Here is a 17746-nt window from a genome sequence, read left to right as displayed (position 1 = left end):
GGACCCATGCTGAGCTGGGACGAATTCGACAAAGAAGACGCCACCGAAACCAAGGCCGCCCCGGCAGTCGCCCAGGCCGCCGCGCAAAGCGCTGACCGACTCGACTCCGAAGCCGCCGGCTCGGTCGAAGAAGCACGCGCCGTTTCCGCCGCCGACTCCGACGCCGTTGCCCGTGCCAAGCAGGCCCTCGACGCCCTGGACATCCAGGAAGGCCTGGACGATCTGGAAGGCTCCGCCGCCCGCGTACAGGTCGGCGACAAGCAGATGATCAACGCCCGCGCCGACCTCAACCAGCTCGTACCCTTCAAGTACGACTGGGCCTGGCAGAAGTATCTGGATGGTTGCGCCAACCACTGGATGCCCCAGGAAGTGAACATGAACGCCGACATTGCCCTGTGGAAGAGCAAGGACGGCCTGTCCGAAGACGAGCGCCGCATCGTCATGCGCAACCTCGGCTTCTTCTCCACCGCCGACTCCCTGGTCGCCAACAACCTGGTGCTGGCCGTCTACCGCCTGATCACCAACCCCGAGTGCCGCCAATACATCCTGCGCCAGGCCTTCGAGGAAGCGATCCACACCCACGCCTACCAGTACTGCATCGAGTCGCTGGGCATGGACGAGGGCGAAATCTTCAACATGTACCACGAGATCCCGAGCGTCGCGAAGAAAGCGTCCTGGGGCCTGAAGTACACCCGCTCGATCTCCGATCCCAAGTTCCAGACCGGCACCCCGGAGACCGACCGCCAGTTCCTGCGCAACCTGATCGCCTACTACTGCGTCCTGGAAGGCATCTTCTTCTACTGCGGCTTCACCCAGATCCTCTCCATGGGCCGCCGCAACAAGATGACCGGCACCGCCGAGCAGTTCCAGTACATCCTGCGCGACGAATCCATGCACCTGAACTTCGGCATCGACGTGATCAACCAGATCAAGATCGAAAACCCGCACCTGTGGGATGCCCAGATGAAGGACGAGGCCACCCAGATGATCCTCCAGGGCACCCAGCTGGAGATCGAATACGCTCGCGACACCATGCCGCGCGGCGTACTGGGCATGAACGCGGCGATGATGGAGGACTACCTCAAGTTCATCGCCAACCGCCGCCTGACCCAGATCGGCCTCAAAGAGGAATACCCGGGCACCAGCAACCCGTTCCCGTGGATGAGCGAAATCATGGACCTCAAGAAGGAAAAGAACTTCTTCGAGACCCGCGTGATCGAGTACCAGACCGGCGGCGCGCTGAGCTGGGACTGACGGAAGTAGTCGTCATTTTTCACTAAGAAGTAAAACTTTTTCACTTCAAAGTGAAACAAACGCACCAAATGAGTGCGGAGTGTAACAAGCAAGAACCTTGGAGCCGCTAAGGATGGCGGCGAAGAGGAGCAGTCGAAAGGGCCGGGGGCAATGCCCACCGGCCCTTTTTCTTTAATCGGCCAGAAGCAATGGCCTATTGAGAGGTACTCCAGCGAGTACCTTCAACCGGCCCCTTGCCCTCATGGGCATCCCAAGCCTGATTAATCAGGTAGGCAAAAATCGCCTTGAGCTGATCATCGGTAAAGTCCGCAAAGGCGGGCATTCCACCACCGCCTTTAGACAGTGCGCCCTGCCGCACGACAGACTCAAAGAAGTCGTAGCTCGGTGGCGGCGCGTAAATGAGGTTGGGCACGCGGCCACCAGCCGCGTTGCCATGCAGACCATGGCACTCTATACAGCCACTTGCCTCAAACAACGCCTTGCCAAAGGCTGCTGCGTCTTCAGGCTGTCGGGGAGTGAGGGGCGCAGGCACTTTTTGCACCGGTGCAAATGGTGGGTACTCTTTTGTGCCGCCAACCTTGAAAGCCAATAGACGTGGCGAGGTCCTCGCCTTCAGAGCAGAAGCGGCGTCCGCGTTCAGAGAGCCCGTCGCAGCCGCCGTCCCCGTCCCCGTCGCAAGCAGAACGTACTGCTCGCCATCAACCATGACTGTCGAGGGGGCTGCCCGCACCGCCCCACCGATATCATGACTCCACAACGTTTTGCCCGTCGCATCGTCCAATACCTGAAGACGCCCGTCACCGGTGCCCTGGAATACCAGGCCACCAGCCGTATGCAGCAAGCCGCCGTTGGTAGGCATCGGCAAGCGCGACCGCCACTTCACGGCGCTCTTGCGCACGTCCCAGGCGACTGTCTCACCATAAGTTTCGTACTTACCATCGGCGGAGCGCTGGATAGGCTCAAACGACTGGCCACCGAGGGCAGAGTCAGGATCATCCTTGACGAGAGTCGGCTGGGACATTGCTGGTATGAATACCGTTTCATCGTCCGGATTGAACGCTAATGCCTCCCAGCCATGCGCGCCAAGGCCATTTGGGAGTTGCATATAACTCTTGCTGGAGTTCAACCAATACTGCCCTTCCCGTCTCACGATAGGGCGACCATTGGCATCCAACCCAGAGGCCCATTCCATTGGCATATAAGCCCCCCCGGAAATGAACTTACCGGTCTGCGCATCCAGGGCATATGCGAATCCACTCTTCGGCACACTCAGCACCGCCCTCTTCGACTCGCCACCCACCGTAATGTTGGCGACCATGATGCCGACGCTAGAATCATAGTTCCAACCATCCTGAGGTGTTTGCTTGAAGTGCCACTTGTATTCGCCAGTACTGGCATCCAATGCCACGATGGAATTTGTAAAAAGCTCATCGCCCGCATTCTCGCCGCGCCGAGACGGGTCGAACGGCGCGGGGCCTCCTACCCCGATATAGAGCAGATTGAGCTGCGGATCATAGGTCATGGCATCCCAGGCGCTTCCGCACCCATGAGACTTCGAATACCAATCCTTGCCCCAGGTTTTAGCAGCGTTCTCATACAGCGCTGATTGAGGCTTCGAGGGATCGTCAGGAACCGTGTAGAAGCGCCAACGATGATCCCCAGTCTTCGCGTCAAATGCATCTACATATCCGCGAGTCGTTCCTGTATCGAGACAGGCATTACCTGTAAAGACCAAACCATTACCCACTCGCGGTGCAGCAGTGATAGCGTACATATCTGCTGAATCGCACGATTTGGCTTCCCAGACCTTCTTACCAGTGTGTTGGTCAACGGCGATTAAACGACAGTCTCCGGAAGCGATAATCACATTGCTTCCGCTTAATGCCACTCCCCGATTAAACCGGCGCCCCCAATATCCTGCGAAAGATGACCCCTGCTGCGCGTTATCATCTTTAAAATTCCAAATCAGCTTGCCGGTTTTTACATCATTGGCAATTATCTGGCCGTTGGGCGCTCCTTGAAAAACGATGCCATCCTTGACCAGAGGATTACCAACCAAGCCGTCGCTAACGGGTAACTCCACCCACCACGCCAGCCCCAAGGAACCAATATTATCCTTGTTAATCACCTTCAATTCCGAGGAGTGCTGCATCTCACTGGAGTTACCGAGAAACTCCCAGTTCGTATTTTGCTTTTGAGTTGACTGACCCTCAACTCCACAGCCAGCAACAGCAATTGCCAGCGAAGCTAAAATTATTACCCTCATATTTTTCCTCTACTTTATCAACGCCAGAGCCGAGAAAAATTTATGCGACTTCCATCAAACGCATAAATAGCTCACTGGACAAATCGAAGACGACTACACATGCGAAAAATCAACTTAAGCAGCAATTTTTCATCCGCCAGCCGCGTTGAAAAACCAATAGCCCCAGACACTTCTGGCGCATGATTGTCGGCTGGCCAAGTCGTTCGACCAAGACCAATGTTGGTCATTTGACCAGCAACGTAGACGCCACGCCAGAAAAATATTTTTTTACTTATAAATCAATAGCATAGAAAAATAATAGGCGCCTAACCATGCAATGGCTGGCGTGCAAGATGCCCCGAGTGCTCCAGCGGTCCTGCCCGCACCGTGCACCAGAAAGCAGCAAGGCGAACAACGGCAGGGCACTGCCGCGAGCTCAAGGAGCCTTCGCGGTGGTTGATCCTCAAGAAGTGCAGCCACCTCATCTGAGAGCCTTGATGCCTCTTCATTTGCTCTCTGCAGGTAACCGACTGATAAGACGAGAGTACTTCCCCCGGGAGAGACGAAGCTCCCGGCCGATTGGCCAAATCTTATAACCCCGCCATTTTTCACCATGGGATCATGGATGTTTCGGGATCAATCGCCTCGCAATCCCATGAGCAGAAATTCATGCTTAAGAGCGGCTCAGTACCGAAAGATGCATGGCGCCACGAAATTCAATCGTAAGCGTCCGGCGAACTCACCTTCCGAACTCCAGCTTTAAGGGCGATGGTGTCCGCGTATTTTTAAGCGGACGCGATCACCCTTATCGCCAGGATTTCCATGCGCCAACGAAGCTCTTACCCCAAACCTTTCAAAGCCCAAGTCGTTCAGGAATGTCTGCAACCTGGCGCAACCGTGTCCAGCGTCGCCATCAGCCATGGCATCAACGCCAATGTCATCCGCAAATGGCTGCCGCTCTATCGAGACCAGTCCGCAACGCCTTCGCTGCCGGCATTTGTCCCGCTGAAGGCTGCACCTAAACGGCCCGCCGAAACGTCAGTGATCATCGAGTTGCCCATGGCCGGACAAGTGATCACAGTGAAATGGCCAACCTCGGATCCCGAGGGCTGCGCGCAATTCATTCGAGCTGTCGCTCAATGATCCGCATCGATGCCATCTGGCTGGCCACCGAGCCGATGGACATGCGCGCCGGCACCGAGACAGCATTAGCCCGGGTGATTGCGGTGTTCGGTGCGGCGAAGCCGCACTGCGCTTATCTGTTCGCCAATCGCCGGGCTAACCGGATGAAAGTGCTGGTGCACGATGGCCTCGGCGTCTGGCTTGCAGCGCGTCGACTGAACCAAGGCAAGTTCCACTGGCCCGGCATTCGTCATGGCAGCGAGGTCGAACTCGACAGCGAGCAACTCCAGGCGTTGGTACTGGGCCTGCCGTGGCAGCGCGTCGGCGCCGGCGGTGTGATTAGCATGCTGTAAACGCCGGCCATTTGGCCGGTCTACTTGTCGTCGTCCCGAGCCTGCTCTGGCACAATCGGTGGCATGACTTTCTCGCCCAACCTCGACCAGATGACCCCGGAACAGCTTCGTGCCTTGGCGGCACAGGCGTTGCAGTTGCAATCCCAGGTCGAGGCGATGAGCAGAAAGATCCAGAACGATCAAACCGTCATTGAGCAGCTCACTTACGAAATTGCCCTACTTAAACGGCACAAGTTTGCCAAGCGCAGCGAGCAAATCAGCCCAGCGCAAAGCAGCTTGCTGGATGACCTGCTCGACACAGACCTTGAAGCTATCGAGGCCGAGCTAAAACAGCTCCTCCCAGCTGCGCCACAGGCCGAAGCACGACAATCCCCGAAGCGTGCGCCTTTGCCGCCGCAGTTTCCACGCACGGTGATTCGTCACGAACCTGAAAACACCCAGTGCGCCTGTGGCTGCCAACTTCAACGCATCGGCGAAGACATCAGCGAAAAGCTGGACTACACGCCGGGCGTGTTTACCGTCGAGCAGCATGTGCGGGGCAAATGGGCCTGCCGCCAGTGCGAAACCCTGATCCAGGCGCCAGTGCCGGCGCAGGTTATCGACAAAGGTATCCCGACCGCAGGCTTGCTGGCCCACGTGATGGTGGCCAAGTTTGCTGATCACTTGCCGCTGTACCGGCAGGAGAAAATCTTTGGCCGCTCCGGGCTGGAAATTGCTCGCTCAACCTTGGCTCAGTGGGTCGGACAAACCGGCGTGCGGCTCCAGCCGCTGGTCGATGCACTGCATGAAGCAGTGCTGAGCCAAGGCGTGATTCACGCCGATGAAACACCCGTGCAAATGCTTGCGCCGGGCGAGAAGAAAACCCACCGCGCCTACGTCTGGGCCTACAGCACTACGCCGTTTTCGGCGCTCAAGACGGTGGTTTACGACTTCAGCCCAAGTCGTGCTGGCGAACATGCGCGCAACTTCCTGGGCGACTGGAACGGCAAGCTGGTCTGCGACGACTTCGCTGGCTACAAAGCCGGGTTTGAGCAAGGCATCACTGAAATCGGCTGTATGGCCCACGCCCGTCGCAAGTTCTTTGATCTGCACGTGGCGAACAAAAGTCAGCTGGCTGAACAGGCCCTGCACTCGATCAGTGGCTTGTACGAGGTTGAACGCCAGGCGCGGGACATGAGCGATGAAGACCGCTGGCGAATACGCCAGGAAATGGCGGTGCCGATCATCAAAACACTGCATGACTGGATGTTGGTCCAGCGCGGCTTGGTGCCCAACGGATCAGCCACAGCTAAAGCCTTCGATTACAGCCTGAAACGCTGGGTAGCGCTGACGCGCTACCTGGACGATGGGGCTGTGCCCATCGACAACAACCAAGTTGAAAACCAGATACGGCCATGGGCGCTCGGGCGCTCGAACTGGTTATTTGCTGGATCCCTGCGCAGCGGTAAACGGGCTGCGGCCATCATGAGTTTGATCCAGTCGGCACGCATGAATGGGCATGATCCGTATGCCTATCTCAAGGATGTGCTGACGCGGCTGCCGACACAGCGGGCCAGTGAGATTGGGCAATTGCTACCGCATCAGTGGGTGCCGGCCTGACTTACGCAAGGTGAGTTGGGCGGACGCTTACATTCAATCACGAAAAAAGATGCTCATCGTTAGCCGCACATATCCTCTGCTGCCGCGAGGGCGGGAAAACTATGCGTTCATAGCAAGATGGCGAGAGCGTAATTATAAGACTTGTTAATAACAGATACCGCTGAGGCGTTACTGGCACGCCAAGAGTCGGCAATGACAAGGTCTTTGGAGACCGCTATTGTTCGCCACCATTGAGCGGGGTACTCCAGATCAGCAGCTCAAGTGCTGCGGCAATCTGAATACGGTGCTCAGCAAGCGGGACCGGCAGCAGGTCCTGAGCGCGCTCCAGCCGGCGCAACAACGTATTGCGGTGCGTGCCGAGCGCTTCAGCGGTCTGGGTGATATTGCAGCCATTGGCCAGGAATGCGAGCAGCGAGCGCTGAAGGACTACGGATTCCGTCGCCAACCGTCCCAGCGTGCTCGAGATGAACTCCCGGGCCGCACGGGCGTCCTGTGTCATTAGCGAGACCATCCTGACCTGATCAATGCTGACAACGGGCGGGGCTCCAGCCAATCGCCCCATCAGTCTCTGCGTGGTCAGGGCCTCCAGGTGTGACCGTCGGAAGCCGTTCAGGCCCGATCCTGCTGAGCCTATTGCCGCACGCACCTTTGGAAACTGGTGAATGACGCCTTGCAGCATGTTCAGGTCCAGAGGTTTTGCTGCGCAGCTCCAGACCCATAAGGTTGCAGGGCCAGCCAATACGATAAGAGGCGCTGCTGCTCCAGTGAGGCGGGCCAACGCGCGGGCCATGTTCTCCAATGGGCGGATTTCTGCATCAGGGGCTTCGCTCCAGACGAGGCAGGCATAGTGCTTCTGGGAGATGGCGTAGCCCAATCGTCTGCTGAACAGCTCAGCATCCGCCTCTCTGCCATCGAGCAATCGACTGACCAGGCTGCGTTTGTCTATGAGGTCGTGATGAGGATCGGCATTCTTTTCTTCCAGAATGATCTGGGTAACCAGCCGCATGTTGCTGTCGATGAATTCCGAGATCGAGCGCGACGAGACCGCCAACAACTCCTCAAGCTCCCCTGGGTCCCGGGTCAGGCTGAACGCCATCTTCATCCAGAGTTCCCAGGCTGCATTTTGTGCGGCTCTTGCAGCGTTCAGTAATAGCTCGGACATGCCCTTGCGCACGAGCTCCCTGGCCGTATCCACCATGTCAGTAGAAACATAGGGCTCCACCGGCTCCCCGGGACGCTGCTGGTTTGCGTTCGCCCAATGCAGCAACTCTGCGCGATTGGCTCGCCGGCACGCCGCCAGAATGACCGGGTCCTCCAGCAGCTTCGCACCGTCCGGTGAAGAAAAAAGCGATTGATCCAGGCTATCGATCCACTCCGACGGCAGGCCCTGAGCTATTTCGGCGCCTTTGCGCATGAGCTCACGAACGGCTTCGGATGGACGTGGCCAGAGGGACGGAGTGCTGCTCATAGAAGGTGCAAATCAGTCAAAAATCCAATGGAAGGTGTGCATTTTGTACCTTGCCGGAGGTCAGTGGCAAAAATAGCATGAAATCACTGCTTGAGCGCAAAAATAATCACAAGGAGGCGCCATCTATTCCCATGCTTATTTTGAATTCAGTGCAGTAACGATCGTAATGACGAGGCTGTTAACCAGGCCAACTGATTAGTCGTGCTGACGAACCAATCTGGACACAGCCGTTCCTCTGGATACTTATTTGGAGTTACTTCAATGTCCAACCATCGAGATTCCATCCCAAGCCTACCAGCTGTAACTCGATCGACCTCCGCCGAGGAGATTGTTCTGCTTTGCGATCAAATGGGAGCTGTCATCATTCGAGGCTTCATGACCCCCGAGCAAGTACTGCGGATCAACGACGAACTCGAAGTGCCGCTTGCCGCGTTGGATGCAGGCTCCAAGCACGAACACGAACTTATTGCCGAGTTTCATGGCCACCAGACAAAAAGACTCACCAACCTTGTTACATATAGCAAGACCTTTCGTGAGGAAATCCTGGATGACGACCTCTTTCACGAAATGGGGCGGGTGCTTTACGAGCCAGAGTGTGGTGACTGGTGGCTGACAACCGCTCAGCTGATAGAAATCGGGCCAGGTAATAAAGCACAAATGCTGCATCGTGATATGGCTCAATATCAGCCCTTTGTTGCCATGAACAAGGATGCACCGCGCGCCATTACTAATCTTATGTTGGCCCTGACAGATTTCACTGAGGAAAATGGTGCTACTCGGGTAATTCCTGGCAGTCAGAACTGGGATGATTTCGAAGATGTGGGATCGCCAGAAATGACAATTCCTATTGAGTTGAAAGCAGGTGATGCCGTGCTGTTCGGAGGGAAGGTCGTTCATGGTGGGGGGGCCAACATAACAACCAATCAGTACCGTCGCGGCCTAACGATTCCAATGCAGGCTTCGATTCTCACACCTGAAGAAGCCTATCCGCTGATTGTTCCTCTTGATGTGGTCAGGACCCTCTCTCCTCGCGTTCAGAAAATCATCGGCTTCCGCTCTCAATACCCCAATGGCAGTCCGGGCCTCTGGCAACATAACTATGCAGATCTGGCGGACTATCTCAAGCTCTGATGGGAGGAATCAGTTTGTGAGGAAAGGCACTCCCCTCCTCTGATTACAGTTCGCCTACTGGGACGAAAACGGAAATCTGTGCGCCCATAGAAAGATGGCGAGAGCGCAATTATAAAAACCATTAACAACAGCCTGGACGATAGACCATGATGTTCCATCAGAAAGCCCCATGCCATCGGAGCCTCGTCGGTAGCGTGACGACAGCGGCTTCGCTGCTTTTCATATCCGTTTTTTCGGCAAACTCAATTGCAAGCTCTCCGACCACAGCGGCAAGTGGCGCTTCCAATGAGTGGAAATATGGCGGCGGGCAGCCGGGCAAGCCCTATTACAGCCAACTGAAAGAAATCAACAAGAGCAACATCGATAAACTTGGACTGGCATGGGCGACGAGCGTCGACACCCCGCTCGGACTTGTCTCCGAGCCGATCATTGTCAATGACGTTGCCTATATAAGCGCAGCACTTTCCGTTGTCTACGCAATAGACGTGAGAAGCGGAAAGCAATTGTGGAAATTCACACCAAAACTCAAGCTGGACGCCAGCCCTGGATCATCCTGGAGCGCTCGAACCAATCGAGGTGTCGCTTTCTCGGAAGGTAAAGTCTTCGTAGGAACCGGCGACTGTCGGCTTATTGCTATTGACGCGGAGAAAGGTACTCAGCTATGGGACTCCCAGGTATGTGATACCGCTACCTCCGGCGGTCTCGGCGGAGGTGTTACTGGCGCGCCGAGTTTCGGCAATGGCAAGGTCTTCATTGGGCACTCCGGCTCGGAAATGGGAGCCCGGGGCTCAGTAGTAGCCTTTGACAGCAACACCGGTAAAGTTGTGTGGCGCTTTTGGACGACGCCGGGAGCTCCTGGTACAGCCTACGAAGATGACGCTGTGCGAATGGCAGCCAAGACCTGGAAAGGTGGATATTCGGAGGTCGGAGGTGCGGCAGCATGGGATGCCATTACCTTTGACGCCGAAACCAACCAGCTGATATTTGGCACCGCAAGCTCACTGCCTTATAGCCATGCCCTCAAGAACGATGGCGATCGGTTATTCACCAACTCGATAGTTGCCGTTGACGCAGACACCGGAAAATATAAGTGGCACTACCAGACAACTCCGGAAGACAGCTTCGATTACGACGCCGCGATGCACATCCTGGTGACCGACGTGGTCATGAATGGCAAAGCGCGCCGGGTCGTCATGCAAGCGCCCAAGAATGGCTTCTTCTATGTACTGGATGCCAAAACCGGAAAGCTGCTCTCTGCCGATCCGTTCGTTCCCGTAAACTGGGCCACCCATGTTGACCTTAAGACCGGCCGGCCGGTCATTGATCCTGCCGGAGAGTATTACCGTCATCCTGACAAAAAAACTCTTGTCTATCCGGCTATTACCGGCGGGCACAATTGGCAGTCGATGTCATTCAACCCGCAGTCTGGCCTGGTCTATTTTGGCGCGAGCGAGAAAGGCACATATTGGACAGTAGGTCCTAACGGTGACGGCCTGCCCGATCTTACCAACCTGGGGCCGGATGAAAAGCCGATACTCAATAACGGCAAGTTGATAGCCTGGGATCCTTTGAAAAAAGCACCGGCCTGGAAGGTCGATCTCAAGTTCCCCTACAATGGCGGTACCCTATCCACGGCCGGCAACCTGGTATTCTTTGGGGAAACCACAGGACGTTTTGGTGCTTATGATTCCACGTCCGGGAAGTCCCTGTGGCATTTTGAATCAGGCGTCCCAATTGCCGGCAACCCTGCGACCGCAATGGTTGATGGCGAGCAATACGTGCTCATCAATGCGGGCGAAGGAACCGCTATGAGCTATGCCACCAACCCGGAAATGACTCGCGACGGCGACTCCAGCGTTGGCAAGACGATGCTGATGGCCTTCAAATTGGGTGGTAACGGAAAGCTACCGGAAAGCGTACCTCTTAACGCTCGGATTCCTTTGCCGCCCAAGCAACCCACTAATGTAGAGAATGCGCTGGCCGGCAAATCGCTATGGAAACTATCCAGTTGCTACTCCTGCCACGGCGCCCATGTTGCTACTCGCGGTAGAAGGATCCTGGACGGTGGCATTCCGGATCTGCGCTTCGCTCCAAGCGAAGTTCACGACATGTGGCTGGGTGTATTGTTTGGCGGGCGTGCAGACAAGGGGATGCCTAACTTCGCCGGAATGATCAATATGGAGCAGGCAAACCAGATTCATGACTGGGTACTTTACCGCACCTGGAAAGACTATTGCGCTCAGCAGGATGCACTGGGAGAGAAATCAGCTGAGTTTTGCACGGAAATCAAAAGCGGAAAATACGAAGCATTGGAGCACTAAACGGATCAACGATCCGATTAGCAATTTATAAAACTGAAAATTGGTAGCACTCAAAGTAGAAACCAAGAATGTCTCTTGGTTTCTACTCCCCTCCCGAAAATATCCCGCAGAAATATCGCCCCCTTGATCGAAGGACGCGGTAGCACTCCAGGTTCTGTACGAAAAGTCCGAACGGGTAGCATCGGCGCCATGACAGACTGGAGGCCTGCACGGCAAAGCGCCATGAACTCCAGATGCAGCCTGGGAACTCATCGCCGATCTGGTGCTGGAGCGCTTCGGCCCATGGTCGACGGTGCATCAGCACTTTCGTGATTGGACGGAGGACAGCACATTCGATCAAGTGCTTGAGCGTTTGTACATTCGCCCGGATCAGAAAGGTCGAATCAATCTGGATACCTGGATGATCGACTCCACGGCGGTCCGAACAACCCGAGCCTCGTCTGGCGCCGATGACCGATCTGCGACGCGCCATCGCCCGAGACGCGTTACTCCTGCTGTTTCAGCCAAAACTACACATGGAATCGAAGCGTGCCAGCGGAGAGGCACAGGTGCGCTGGGACCATCCCTGTCGGGGCCAGCCAGCTCATCACCTTCTCGGAAAGCGCGGTCCCTATATCTGAAGCAGATACCAGTAGACCAGCCCAGCCCTTCGTCAGCGGCCTGGATAGCTACAAGGAGTCGGCAGCCATTGTGAAGTCGATCGGCCCATAGCCTGGGCACCGAGGTAGTCACCGAAGGGGGAATTGCATGAGGTCATGGACAGGCTGTCCAGCGGGGGGCGAGGAAGCTCAAGGCGACTGCATCAGCAAACCGATCTCCGGATGCGACTTCCCGCCCCGACAGAAGGCCTTTGCGTGAACGCAAGCGCGACAAAGGCCTCACGAGAATTACACGACCATCACGTTTCGCAGCTTTCAGCGCACCTCAAAACTCTTCCGGGAAAGTTAAGGCACGGTGCTGACCCGGCGATTATCGACCTCGATCACCGTCCTGCGCCTTGAGATGCGCCGAGTTCTGGTCAGCGCCGATCGGCAGCTTCGGGCGCGAATGACTTGGTGGCGGCCGCGATGTCCTGATCGCCATACCCCATGGACTGCGCGCGCTCTACCACCTGGCACACTGCGTCGAAGACCGGGGTTCGGGCACCGCCCGCATGCATGGATTCGGCAATGACTGCGAAGGCACTCGCATGCACATCGAGTCGTGCCTGATCACCCGCGAAATCCTGCTCCTCGAACCGGCGCACCGCATCCTCAAGTGCATCGGCAACGAAGAAACGCGAAGTGTCGCGTAAAAGCCGAGCCATCTTTGGCTGGGATACACCAAAATGCTGGCTCGCACCTATGGCCTCGTAAAAGGCAACCATCGCGGCAAATGAATACGCGTGGAGCATGGTCGCAAACGCGAGCGCTTCTTCCCAGGGAAGGAACAGCGCATGTCCGGCGAGCACTTCGAGTAGTTCACGATGCCGCTCGAAGGCTTCACGCTCGCCGGTATAGATGCAATAGCTTTCGGGATGACCGACATTGCGCGGATAGGCCACGACCATCCCTTTGACGTAATGGCCACCCGCTGGCGTGACGAGTTCCTCAAGCGCCAGGTCATCCTCTTCCGAGCCCGTAGTGAAATTGACGATCGTGCAGTTGGCGAGTGCATGGGTCACGCCATCCGCACCAAGAGTCTGGCGTAACGCGGCGCCGTCCAGAAGCACGCAAATCGCGACGGGGCTGGCCGCCAAGGCGGCTTCTGCAGATTCGCAGAGGTGAGCTCCGGCGGCGACGAGCGTCTCCGCCTTGCCGGGAGATCGATTCCAGATTGCCACGCGCTTCCCCTGTTTGAGGAACGCTCGCGCCATTATCGTTCCCATGGCCCCAAGACCCAGTATGGACACATCGAAGCCGGAACTACGGTCATCATTACTGTGCAAGATGCAACCCTCTTTGCTTCGCCGCAATTCCGCGGCTGTGGAGTTTGGCCTATGGGCCTCGACGAACCTGGATAAAGGCCATCTCGAAATGAGTGACCTCTTGAGCTAAATGCTCTCGCTTTACTTCTTGTCAATTGCAAGGCTGGCGAGGTAGCTGGCAATCGCTTTCCGGTCCTCGGGCGAGGCGGCACTGGCAATGCTCTTCATCACGCCTGTAGGCTCGCTACGCTTTCCGTCTGCAAAATTGTTCAACTGCGACAGCAGATAATCGAATCCCTGACCAGCAAGGCGCGGAAAACCATCGTGGCCCATCAACTGAGCCCCATGGCATCCGACGCAGGCTCCGTTTTCGACAAGTTTCTTACCCTTTTCACGCGCGGAAGGATCCGGAGTGTAAGTGGTGTTATTTTCAGGATGTTGCTTGGCAAAATAATCGGCTAGCAGTTTTATATCGGCATCGCTCAATGTATTTGCCATTGGACTCATGTACGGATTACTCCGGCTTCCACTGGAAAAATTCTTGAGCTGGGTGGTTATATACAGTGCTGACTGCCCTGCCAGACTGGGATAATTTTGGTTCTGTGATTTCCCTTGAGCGCCATGACAGCTGGCACAAACATCAGTCAAGCGGGGCCAGGGACCGCCATCGACCTCGGCTGCATGATTAGAGGTCTCGACATAATTCTGCAGGCGATAGAGGTCGAGTAGATCAGGTCCCCATATCGCCAGCAGAGCAGCGACGATGATAGCGACGCCAAGTAGGATTGCCTTCTTCATGCCGGACTCCCAACATGGCGCAAAGCGTTGAGAACCTGCAGTGCACTTTGATGCCCCGAGCGTACGGCACCATCCATATACCCTGCCCAGATATCAGCCGTTTCAGTTCCTGACCAGATCAAATTGCCACAGGGTGGACGGAGGGCTTCACCGTGCTCACTCCAGAAACCAGGCGGGATTGCCGAGACACAGGTAATCGTCCAGGGATCTGCTTTTCCCCAGTCGTGATCGTAATAAGCGACCGGTGACAATGCCTCCTCACCGAACGCTTGAGCATATACCTTGGCCTGAGCCCGCTTAGCTTGATCGAGGTCCGATGGCAACCATGCGCTGCGAACGAACGCGTTAATGACGCCGATTTCCCCATTCGGTGGCGAATTGTCGTAGGCCCAGATTACTGACCCGCCTATTTGTGCAAGGGTACCGTTCAGCCCCTTCTCTCGCCAGAACGGTCGCGAATAAACCATTGCCGTTTTTCTCATCGGAGAATAACCGGGCCAGGCTCGTTGTAGAGCCGCTCGTGCTGCAGGAAGCTGGGGAGCGAAATTGATCTGCTGGCAAAGGGCGGGATGTATAGCCATGATCACTTTTCGTGCTCGTAGCTCACCCGTATCCGTTCGTAGGGTCACGATCTCCTTATCCCAGTTCTCAATCTGGCGTACCGGGCTGGAAAGTCTGACTTTGTCTCCCAACTGCTCCGCCATTTTGATACTCAGAATTTGAGACCCTCCTATAAAACGGGTCTCCTGAGCGCTATGCACGATTGAGTCGAGTTGTGAGTATGTGCTGTTGGCAGAGTTGATCATGGAAAGGAAGTGCAGCAGCCCCATCTTGGCGGGCATGATACCTCCCGATATCAACACTCCTCCCTCGAACCCTACTTTCTGCTCAAGCTTCAGGTCTTGATGAGACAGCCAGTCGCCCACGGACAATTTGTCCAACTCGGCAGCCCGGGGAGATTTCCAGGGTGCCCCCGACGGGACATCTCGAGAGAGTTCGCTTAGCTTTGCCCCGATAGATTCATCAGTACCGAGCGTACCCTTCAGATCCACAGCCATGCGGCCGTCACCGCCGAGGTAAACCGACTTGCCCTGGTAATACGTTGGAAATGTGCCTATTTCCAACTCACGGGCAAGATCCGCAACGGCTGTCTGCCCCGGCCCAATCCATTGCCCTCCCGCTTCTGAAATCTGCCCGTTCCCCAGATCATGATTGAGGGTGCGCCCTCCAACACGATTGCGCGCCTCTACAACCAGAAAAGACTCACAGCCTGCCTGGACTAGACTACGGGCGGCAGTCAGGCCTGCCAAACCCGCGCCTACGATAACGACATCGAGGACATTTTCATCCGAACTGGCATTTGCCCACTCAGACCTCATTCCAAGCCCACCAAGAGCTATTGAGGCCCCGGCGAACTGAAGCAATCGCCTGCGCGGAAGATCAACAGAACCTCCAGAGATAAACTTTTTCATAGTTCTCTCCCTTGAGCTGCCAAGCTCGGAATTGAGGCTGATTCAGTTCTCCGCATCCTCAATCGCTGGAAACGGATAATGCCAATATTTAGTTCACTCATATCCCGCCAACTTTTGTCTATTAGCTATTATCGGGTTGGATCTTGTACAAGCCAAAGCTTGAAATGCATTACATGCCAACACACTCTCAGCACAGACTGACTAATGGACCGTGCATATCAAGAAATTCGGCGAGATTCTTTGGGCAGTCTCAGATCGCAATCTGACCCATTAGCTCAAACGAATAGATTATTGACAGGCAATGCCACAAACATTCCAGCGAGAGAATGGGCTTATAGAAAAAATACTAAATGCCGAGAGTGCGCGCTTGCCAGCTCATGACAAATAACTGACATGTGATGCCAATTTTTGGCATCAGGAGCGGGCGCGTTGGCGGTACTTTAGAGGGGAGAGTTGTGTCCAGCGGCGAAAAGCACGACTGAAAGAACTGGCTTCTGAATATCCGAGCAGCAAGGCAATGTTGGTAAAGCTGTAGTCAGATCTGCCGACATACTCTTCAGCCAAAGAGCGACGTACATCTTCAACCACCTGAGAAAACTCCAAACCCTGCTCAGAGAGTCGACGCTGCAAGGTACGCACGCCCATGTTCATACTACTGGATACGAACTCGATATTTACGCCACCGCTGCCCAGGCCGCTGGCGATGTATGCGCCCATCCGACTGAGGAGTTCCGACTCGGTACGAGCTGACTGCTGCCGCTGCAAGAATGGTTCAAGCACCTGAAATAGCCGGGAATCGGCAGTCAGGACCGGCATATCCAGAAGACCATGAGAGAACACCATCCGATTATCGGGCTGATTAAAAACAACCGGACAGCCAAACACTTCCTGATAAACCGAAACATCACTCAACCTATCGTGCTCAAACTCCACCTGAATCGGCTTCAAGGTGGAACACTTAGACAGTTCACGCAAAATGGCGAGTGCAGCACTTGCTGTATACTCAGCATCTTGACGACGCTCAGTTATGAGCGGATCGACCACCTGGTAGATCAGCGTAACGGACCTGTCATCAACGCTGACTTCGGTTCGCGTACCCTGGGCAAGCACTGCATAGAAATGGCTTAAGCAGCGAAGCGCCAGCTGCATCGATGGCGCGCTGCGCGCGGCGTATCCATAGGCCCCCCAGTCGCTGCTTTGAGCTTGCGCACCGAGGTGAAGGCCTATGCCGGGCGAAACCTCACGCCCCACCACTTCCCACAAAGCCATGTACTGGGTCAGTGGAATTTCCACATCAGGCGACGTTAGAACCTTGTCGCCAAGCCCCACTGCGGCCAGGTGCGGGGCGAAAAGCGCAGCGTTTCGCACGAACAGGCTTTCGCAGAAAACTGTGTGGCAACGGTCAGTCATGGTCGATGATCGCAACAAAAATATCGCCGGAGCGCGGGTTTCGGCCCAGCTACTCCTGAAAATCCTAAATACATTGTAAAGCTCTGCCAAGAATCGCGAGGTGCAAGTACGGGCAAGAGCATTAGACCCAGGAGTTTGAACCTGGGTTTGGATAGAAACTACTGGTAATGGCGCCCGATTCGAGGGTTAGTTGCGGCCACTCCCCGAGAGAGCTGAAGCACGAATGGCTTCGTCACAACTGGCGGTATCTTCTGTCCAGCGGCGCTGCATGTACGTCACTGCCTTACCTTTGTACTCACCTTGGGCACAGGTGTAGGCATAGCTCTGGACGTCCACCATGGACTGGCGACAGGAATTATATGAGGTAAGGGTCTGGCTTTTTTGATCTGGCCAGCCATCCAACTTTTTCACGGCATCCTCGGCTGCCTCGTAGAGGAGGCCCATGGCACTCGCATCATCACAGATCTCGGCGACCTTGGCATGCAAGGCATAGGCTTCCTTGACCAGCGATTGGGCCTTGCTCGCTGCCTCTGCATCGGTGTAGACGACTTCCTGCGCACAGGCGATAACCGGCCATGCCATGGCCAACACCAGACGTACAGCATTTATCACTCAGCATCCTCCTGCATGAAAGTAAGCCCTGCGCTGGGGAAAGCAGATACTGCTC

13 protein-coding genes and 1 pseudogene are annotated in these 17746 nt (G+C 55.8%); 7 read left to right on the top strand and 7 right to left on the bottom strand.

Annotated elements, in window-relative coordinates; genetic code table 11:
• Positions 1-6 precede the first annotated feature (6 nt).
• On the top strand, positions 7-1254 hold the full coding sequence (locus tag ACAW63_RS14340) for a ribonucleotide-diphosphate reductase subunit beta (protein ID WP_371226205.1): 1248 nt from the start codon (positions 7-9) through the stop codon (positions 1252-1254).
• Between the two features lie 193 nt (positions 1255-1447).
• On the opposite strand, the gene ACAW63_RS14335 is transcribed toward ACAW63_RS14340, so the two are convergent.
• Positions 1448-3520 carry a PQQ-binding-like beta-propeller repeat protein gene (locus ACAW63_RS14335; RefSeq protein ID WP_371226203.1) on the bottom strand — a complete coding sequence of 691 codons (2073 nt, stop codon included), beginning with the start codon at positions 3518-3520 and terminating at the stop codon, positions 1448-1450.
• Between the two features lie 801 nt (positions 3521-4321).
• On the opposite strand from ACAW63_RS14335, the gene ACAW63_RS14330 reads away from it, so the two are divergent.
• The 3 genes from ACAW63_RS14330 (at position 4322) to ACAW63_RS14320 (ending at position 6573) form a co-directional block, all read left to right on the top strand.
• Positions 4322-4642, top strand: a complete 321-nt coding sequence (locus ACAW63_RS14330) for a transposase (protein ID WP_371226201.1) — start codon at positions 4322-4324, stop codon at positions 4640-4642.
• Positions 4639-4974: an IS66 family insertion sequence element accessory protein TnpB gene (tnpB, locus tag ACAW63_RS14325; RefSeq protein ID WP_371226199.1), complete on the top strand. Its 336-nt coding sequence runs from the start codon at positions 4639-4641 to the stop codon at positions 4972-4974. Before ACAW63_RS14330 ends, tnpB begins: the two co-directional genes overlap by 4 nt.
• 63 nt (positions 4975-5037) lie before the next feature.
• Positions 5038-6573 (top strand): IS66 family transposase, encoded by a 1536-nt coding sequence (locus tag ACAW63_RS14320; RefSeq protein ID WP_371226197.1) that lies wholly within the window; start codon positions 5038-5040, stop codon positions 6571-6573.
• 214 nt (positions 6574-6787) lie between these two features.
• Here the strand turns inward: ACAW63_RS14320 and ACAW63_RS14315 are convergent, their stop codons facing one another.
• On the bottom strand, positions 6788-7987 hold the full coding sequence (locus ACAW63_RS14315) for a PucR family transcriptional regulator (RefSeq protein ID WP_371234527.1): 1200 nt from the start codon (positions 7985-7987) through the stop codon (positions 6788-6790).
• Between the two features lie 315 nt (positions 7988-8302).
• Here ACAW63_RS14315 and ACAW63_RS14310 point away from each other — a divergent pair, with 315 nt between their 5' ends.
• The 3 genes and pseudogenes from ACAW63_RS14310 to ACAW63_RS14300 form a co-directional block, all read left to right on the top strand.
• Positions 8303-9172 carry a phytanoyl-CoA dioxygenase family protein gene (locus ACAW63_RS14310; RefSeq protein ID WP_371234526.1) on the top strand — a complete coding sequence of 290 codons (870 nt, stop codon included), beginning with the start codon at positions 8303-8305 and terminating at the stop codon, positions 9170-9172.
• 146 nt (positions 9173-9318) lie between these two features.
• Positions 9319-11493: a PQQ-dependent dehydrogenase, methanol/ethanol family gene (locus ACAW63_RS14305; RefSeq protein WP_371234524.1), complete on the top strand. Its 2175-nt coding sequence runs from the start codon at positions 9319-9321 to the stop codon at positions 11491-11493.
• Between the two features lie 197 nt (positions 11494-11690).
• A pseudogene (locus tag ACAW63_RS14300) lies at positions 11691-11941 on the top strand (IS5/IS1182 family transposase); the annotation flags it as partial.
• Between the two features lie 570 nt (positions 11942-12511).
• Here ACAW63_RS14300 and ACAW63_RS14295 read toward each other — a convergent pair.
• From ACAW63_RS14295 to ACAW63_RS14275, 5 genes are all read right to left on the bottom strand, one after another.
• Complete coding sequence (locus ACAW63_RS14295) at positions 12512-13360, bottom strand: NAD(P)-dependent oxidoreductase (protein WP_371234675.1); 849 nt, start codon at positions 13358-13360, stop codon at positions 12512-12514.
• 180 nt (positions 13361-13540) lie between these two features.
• Complete coding sequence (locus ACAW63_RS14290; RefSeq protein WP_371234522.1) at positions 13541-14197, bottom strand: cytochrome c; 657 nt, start codon at positions 14195-14197, stop codon at positions 13541-13543.
• Positions 14194-15669 carry a flavin monoamine oxidase family protein gene (locus ACAW63_RS14285; RefSeq protein ID WP_371234520.1) on the bottom strand — a complete coding sequence of 492 codons (1476 nt, stop codon included), beginning with the start codon at positions 15667-15669 and terminating at the stop codon, positions 14194-14196. The genes ACAW63_RS14290 and ACAW63_RS14285 overlap by 4 nt, the downstream gene beginning before the upstream one ends.
• A gap of 414 nt (positions 15670-16083) precedes the next feature.
• The gene (locus tag ACAW63_RS14280) at positions 16084-17079 is read right to left on the bottom strand and encodes an AraC family transcriptional regulator (protein ID WP_371234518.1); all 996 of its coding nucleotides are present in this window, start codon (positions 17077-17079) and stop codon (positions 16084-16086) included.
• A 186-nt stretch (positions 17080-17265) separates the two neighbouring features.
• Positions 17266-17661, bottom strand: a complete 396-nt coding sequence (locus tag ACAW63_RS14275) for a hypothetical protein (RefSeq protein ID WP_371234517.1) — start codon at positions 17659-17661, stop codon at positions 17266-17268.
• Between the last annotated feature and the right edge of the window lie 85 nt (positions 17662-17746).

This window comes from Pseudomonas sp. QE6 (assembly GCF_041379005.1).
Classification (GTDB): Bacteria; Pseudomonadota; Gammaproteobacteria; order Pseudomonadales; family Pseudomonadaceae; genus Pseudomonas.
The sequence above is the reverse complement of the archived record's forward strand: the minus strand, read 5'-3'. Positions and strand labels throughout refer to the sequence as shown.

Coding starts and splice junctions, on each gene's coding strand:
- ACAW63_RS14315 (WP_371234527.1), bottom strand. CDS start 7,987: ATGCGCAAAGGCGCCGAAATAGCTCAGGGCCTGCCGTCGGAGTGGATC.
- ACAW63_RS14285 (WP_371234520.1), bottom strand. CDS start 15,669: ATGAAAAAGTTTATCTCTGGAGGTTCTGTTGATCTTCCGCGCAGGCGA.
- ACAW63_RS14295 (WP_371234675.1), bottom strand. CDS start 13,360: ATGGGAACGATAATGGCGCGAGCGTTCCTCAAACAGGGGAAGCGCGTG.
- tnpB (WP_371226199.1), top strand. CDS start 4,639: ATGATCCGCATCGATGCCATCTGGCTGGCCACCGAGCCGATGGACATG.
- ACAW63_RS14340 (WP_371226205.1), top strand. CDS start 7: ATGCTGAGCTGGGACGAATTCGACAAAGAAGACGCCACCGAAACCAAG.
- ACAW63_RS14275 (WP_371234517.1), bottom strand. CDS start 17,661: ATGGCATGGCCGGTTATCGCCTGTGCGCAGGAAGTCGTCTACACCGAT.
- ACAW63_RS14330 (WP_371226201.1), top strand. CDS start 4,322: ATGCGCCAACGAAGCTCTTACCCCAAACCTTTCAAAGCCCAAGTCGTT.
- ACAW63_RS14310 (WP_371234526.1), top strand. CDS start 8,303: ATGTCCAACCATCGAGATTCCATCCCAAGCCTACCAGCTGTAACTCGA.
- ACAW63_RS14335 (WP_371226203.1), bottom strand. CDS start 3,520: ATGAGGGTAATAATTTTAGCTTCGCTGGCAATTGCTGTTGCTGGCTGT.
- ACAW63_RS14305 (WP_371234524.1), top strand. CDS start 9,319: ATGATGTTCCATCAGAAAGCCCCATGCCATCGGAGCCTCGTCGGTAGC.
- ACAW63_RS14320 (WP_371226197.1), top strand. CDS start 5,038: ATGACTTTCTCGCCCAACCTCGACCAGATGACCCCGGAACAGCTTCGT.
- ACAW63_RS14280 (WP_371234518.1), bottom strand. CDS start 17,079: ATGACTGACCGTTGCCACACAGTTTTCTGCGAAAGCCTGTTCGTGCGA.
- ACAW63_RS14290 (WP_371234522.1), bottom strand. CDS start 14,197: ATGAAGAAGGCAATCCTACTTGGCGTCGCTATCATCGTCGCTGCTCTG.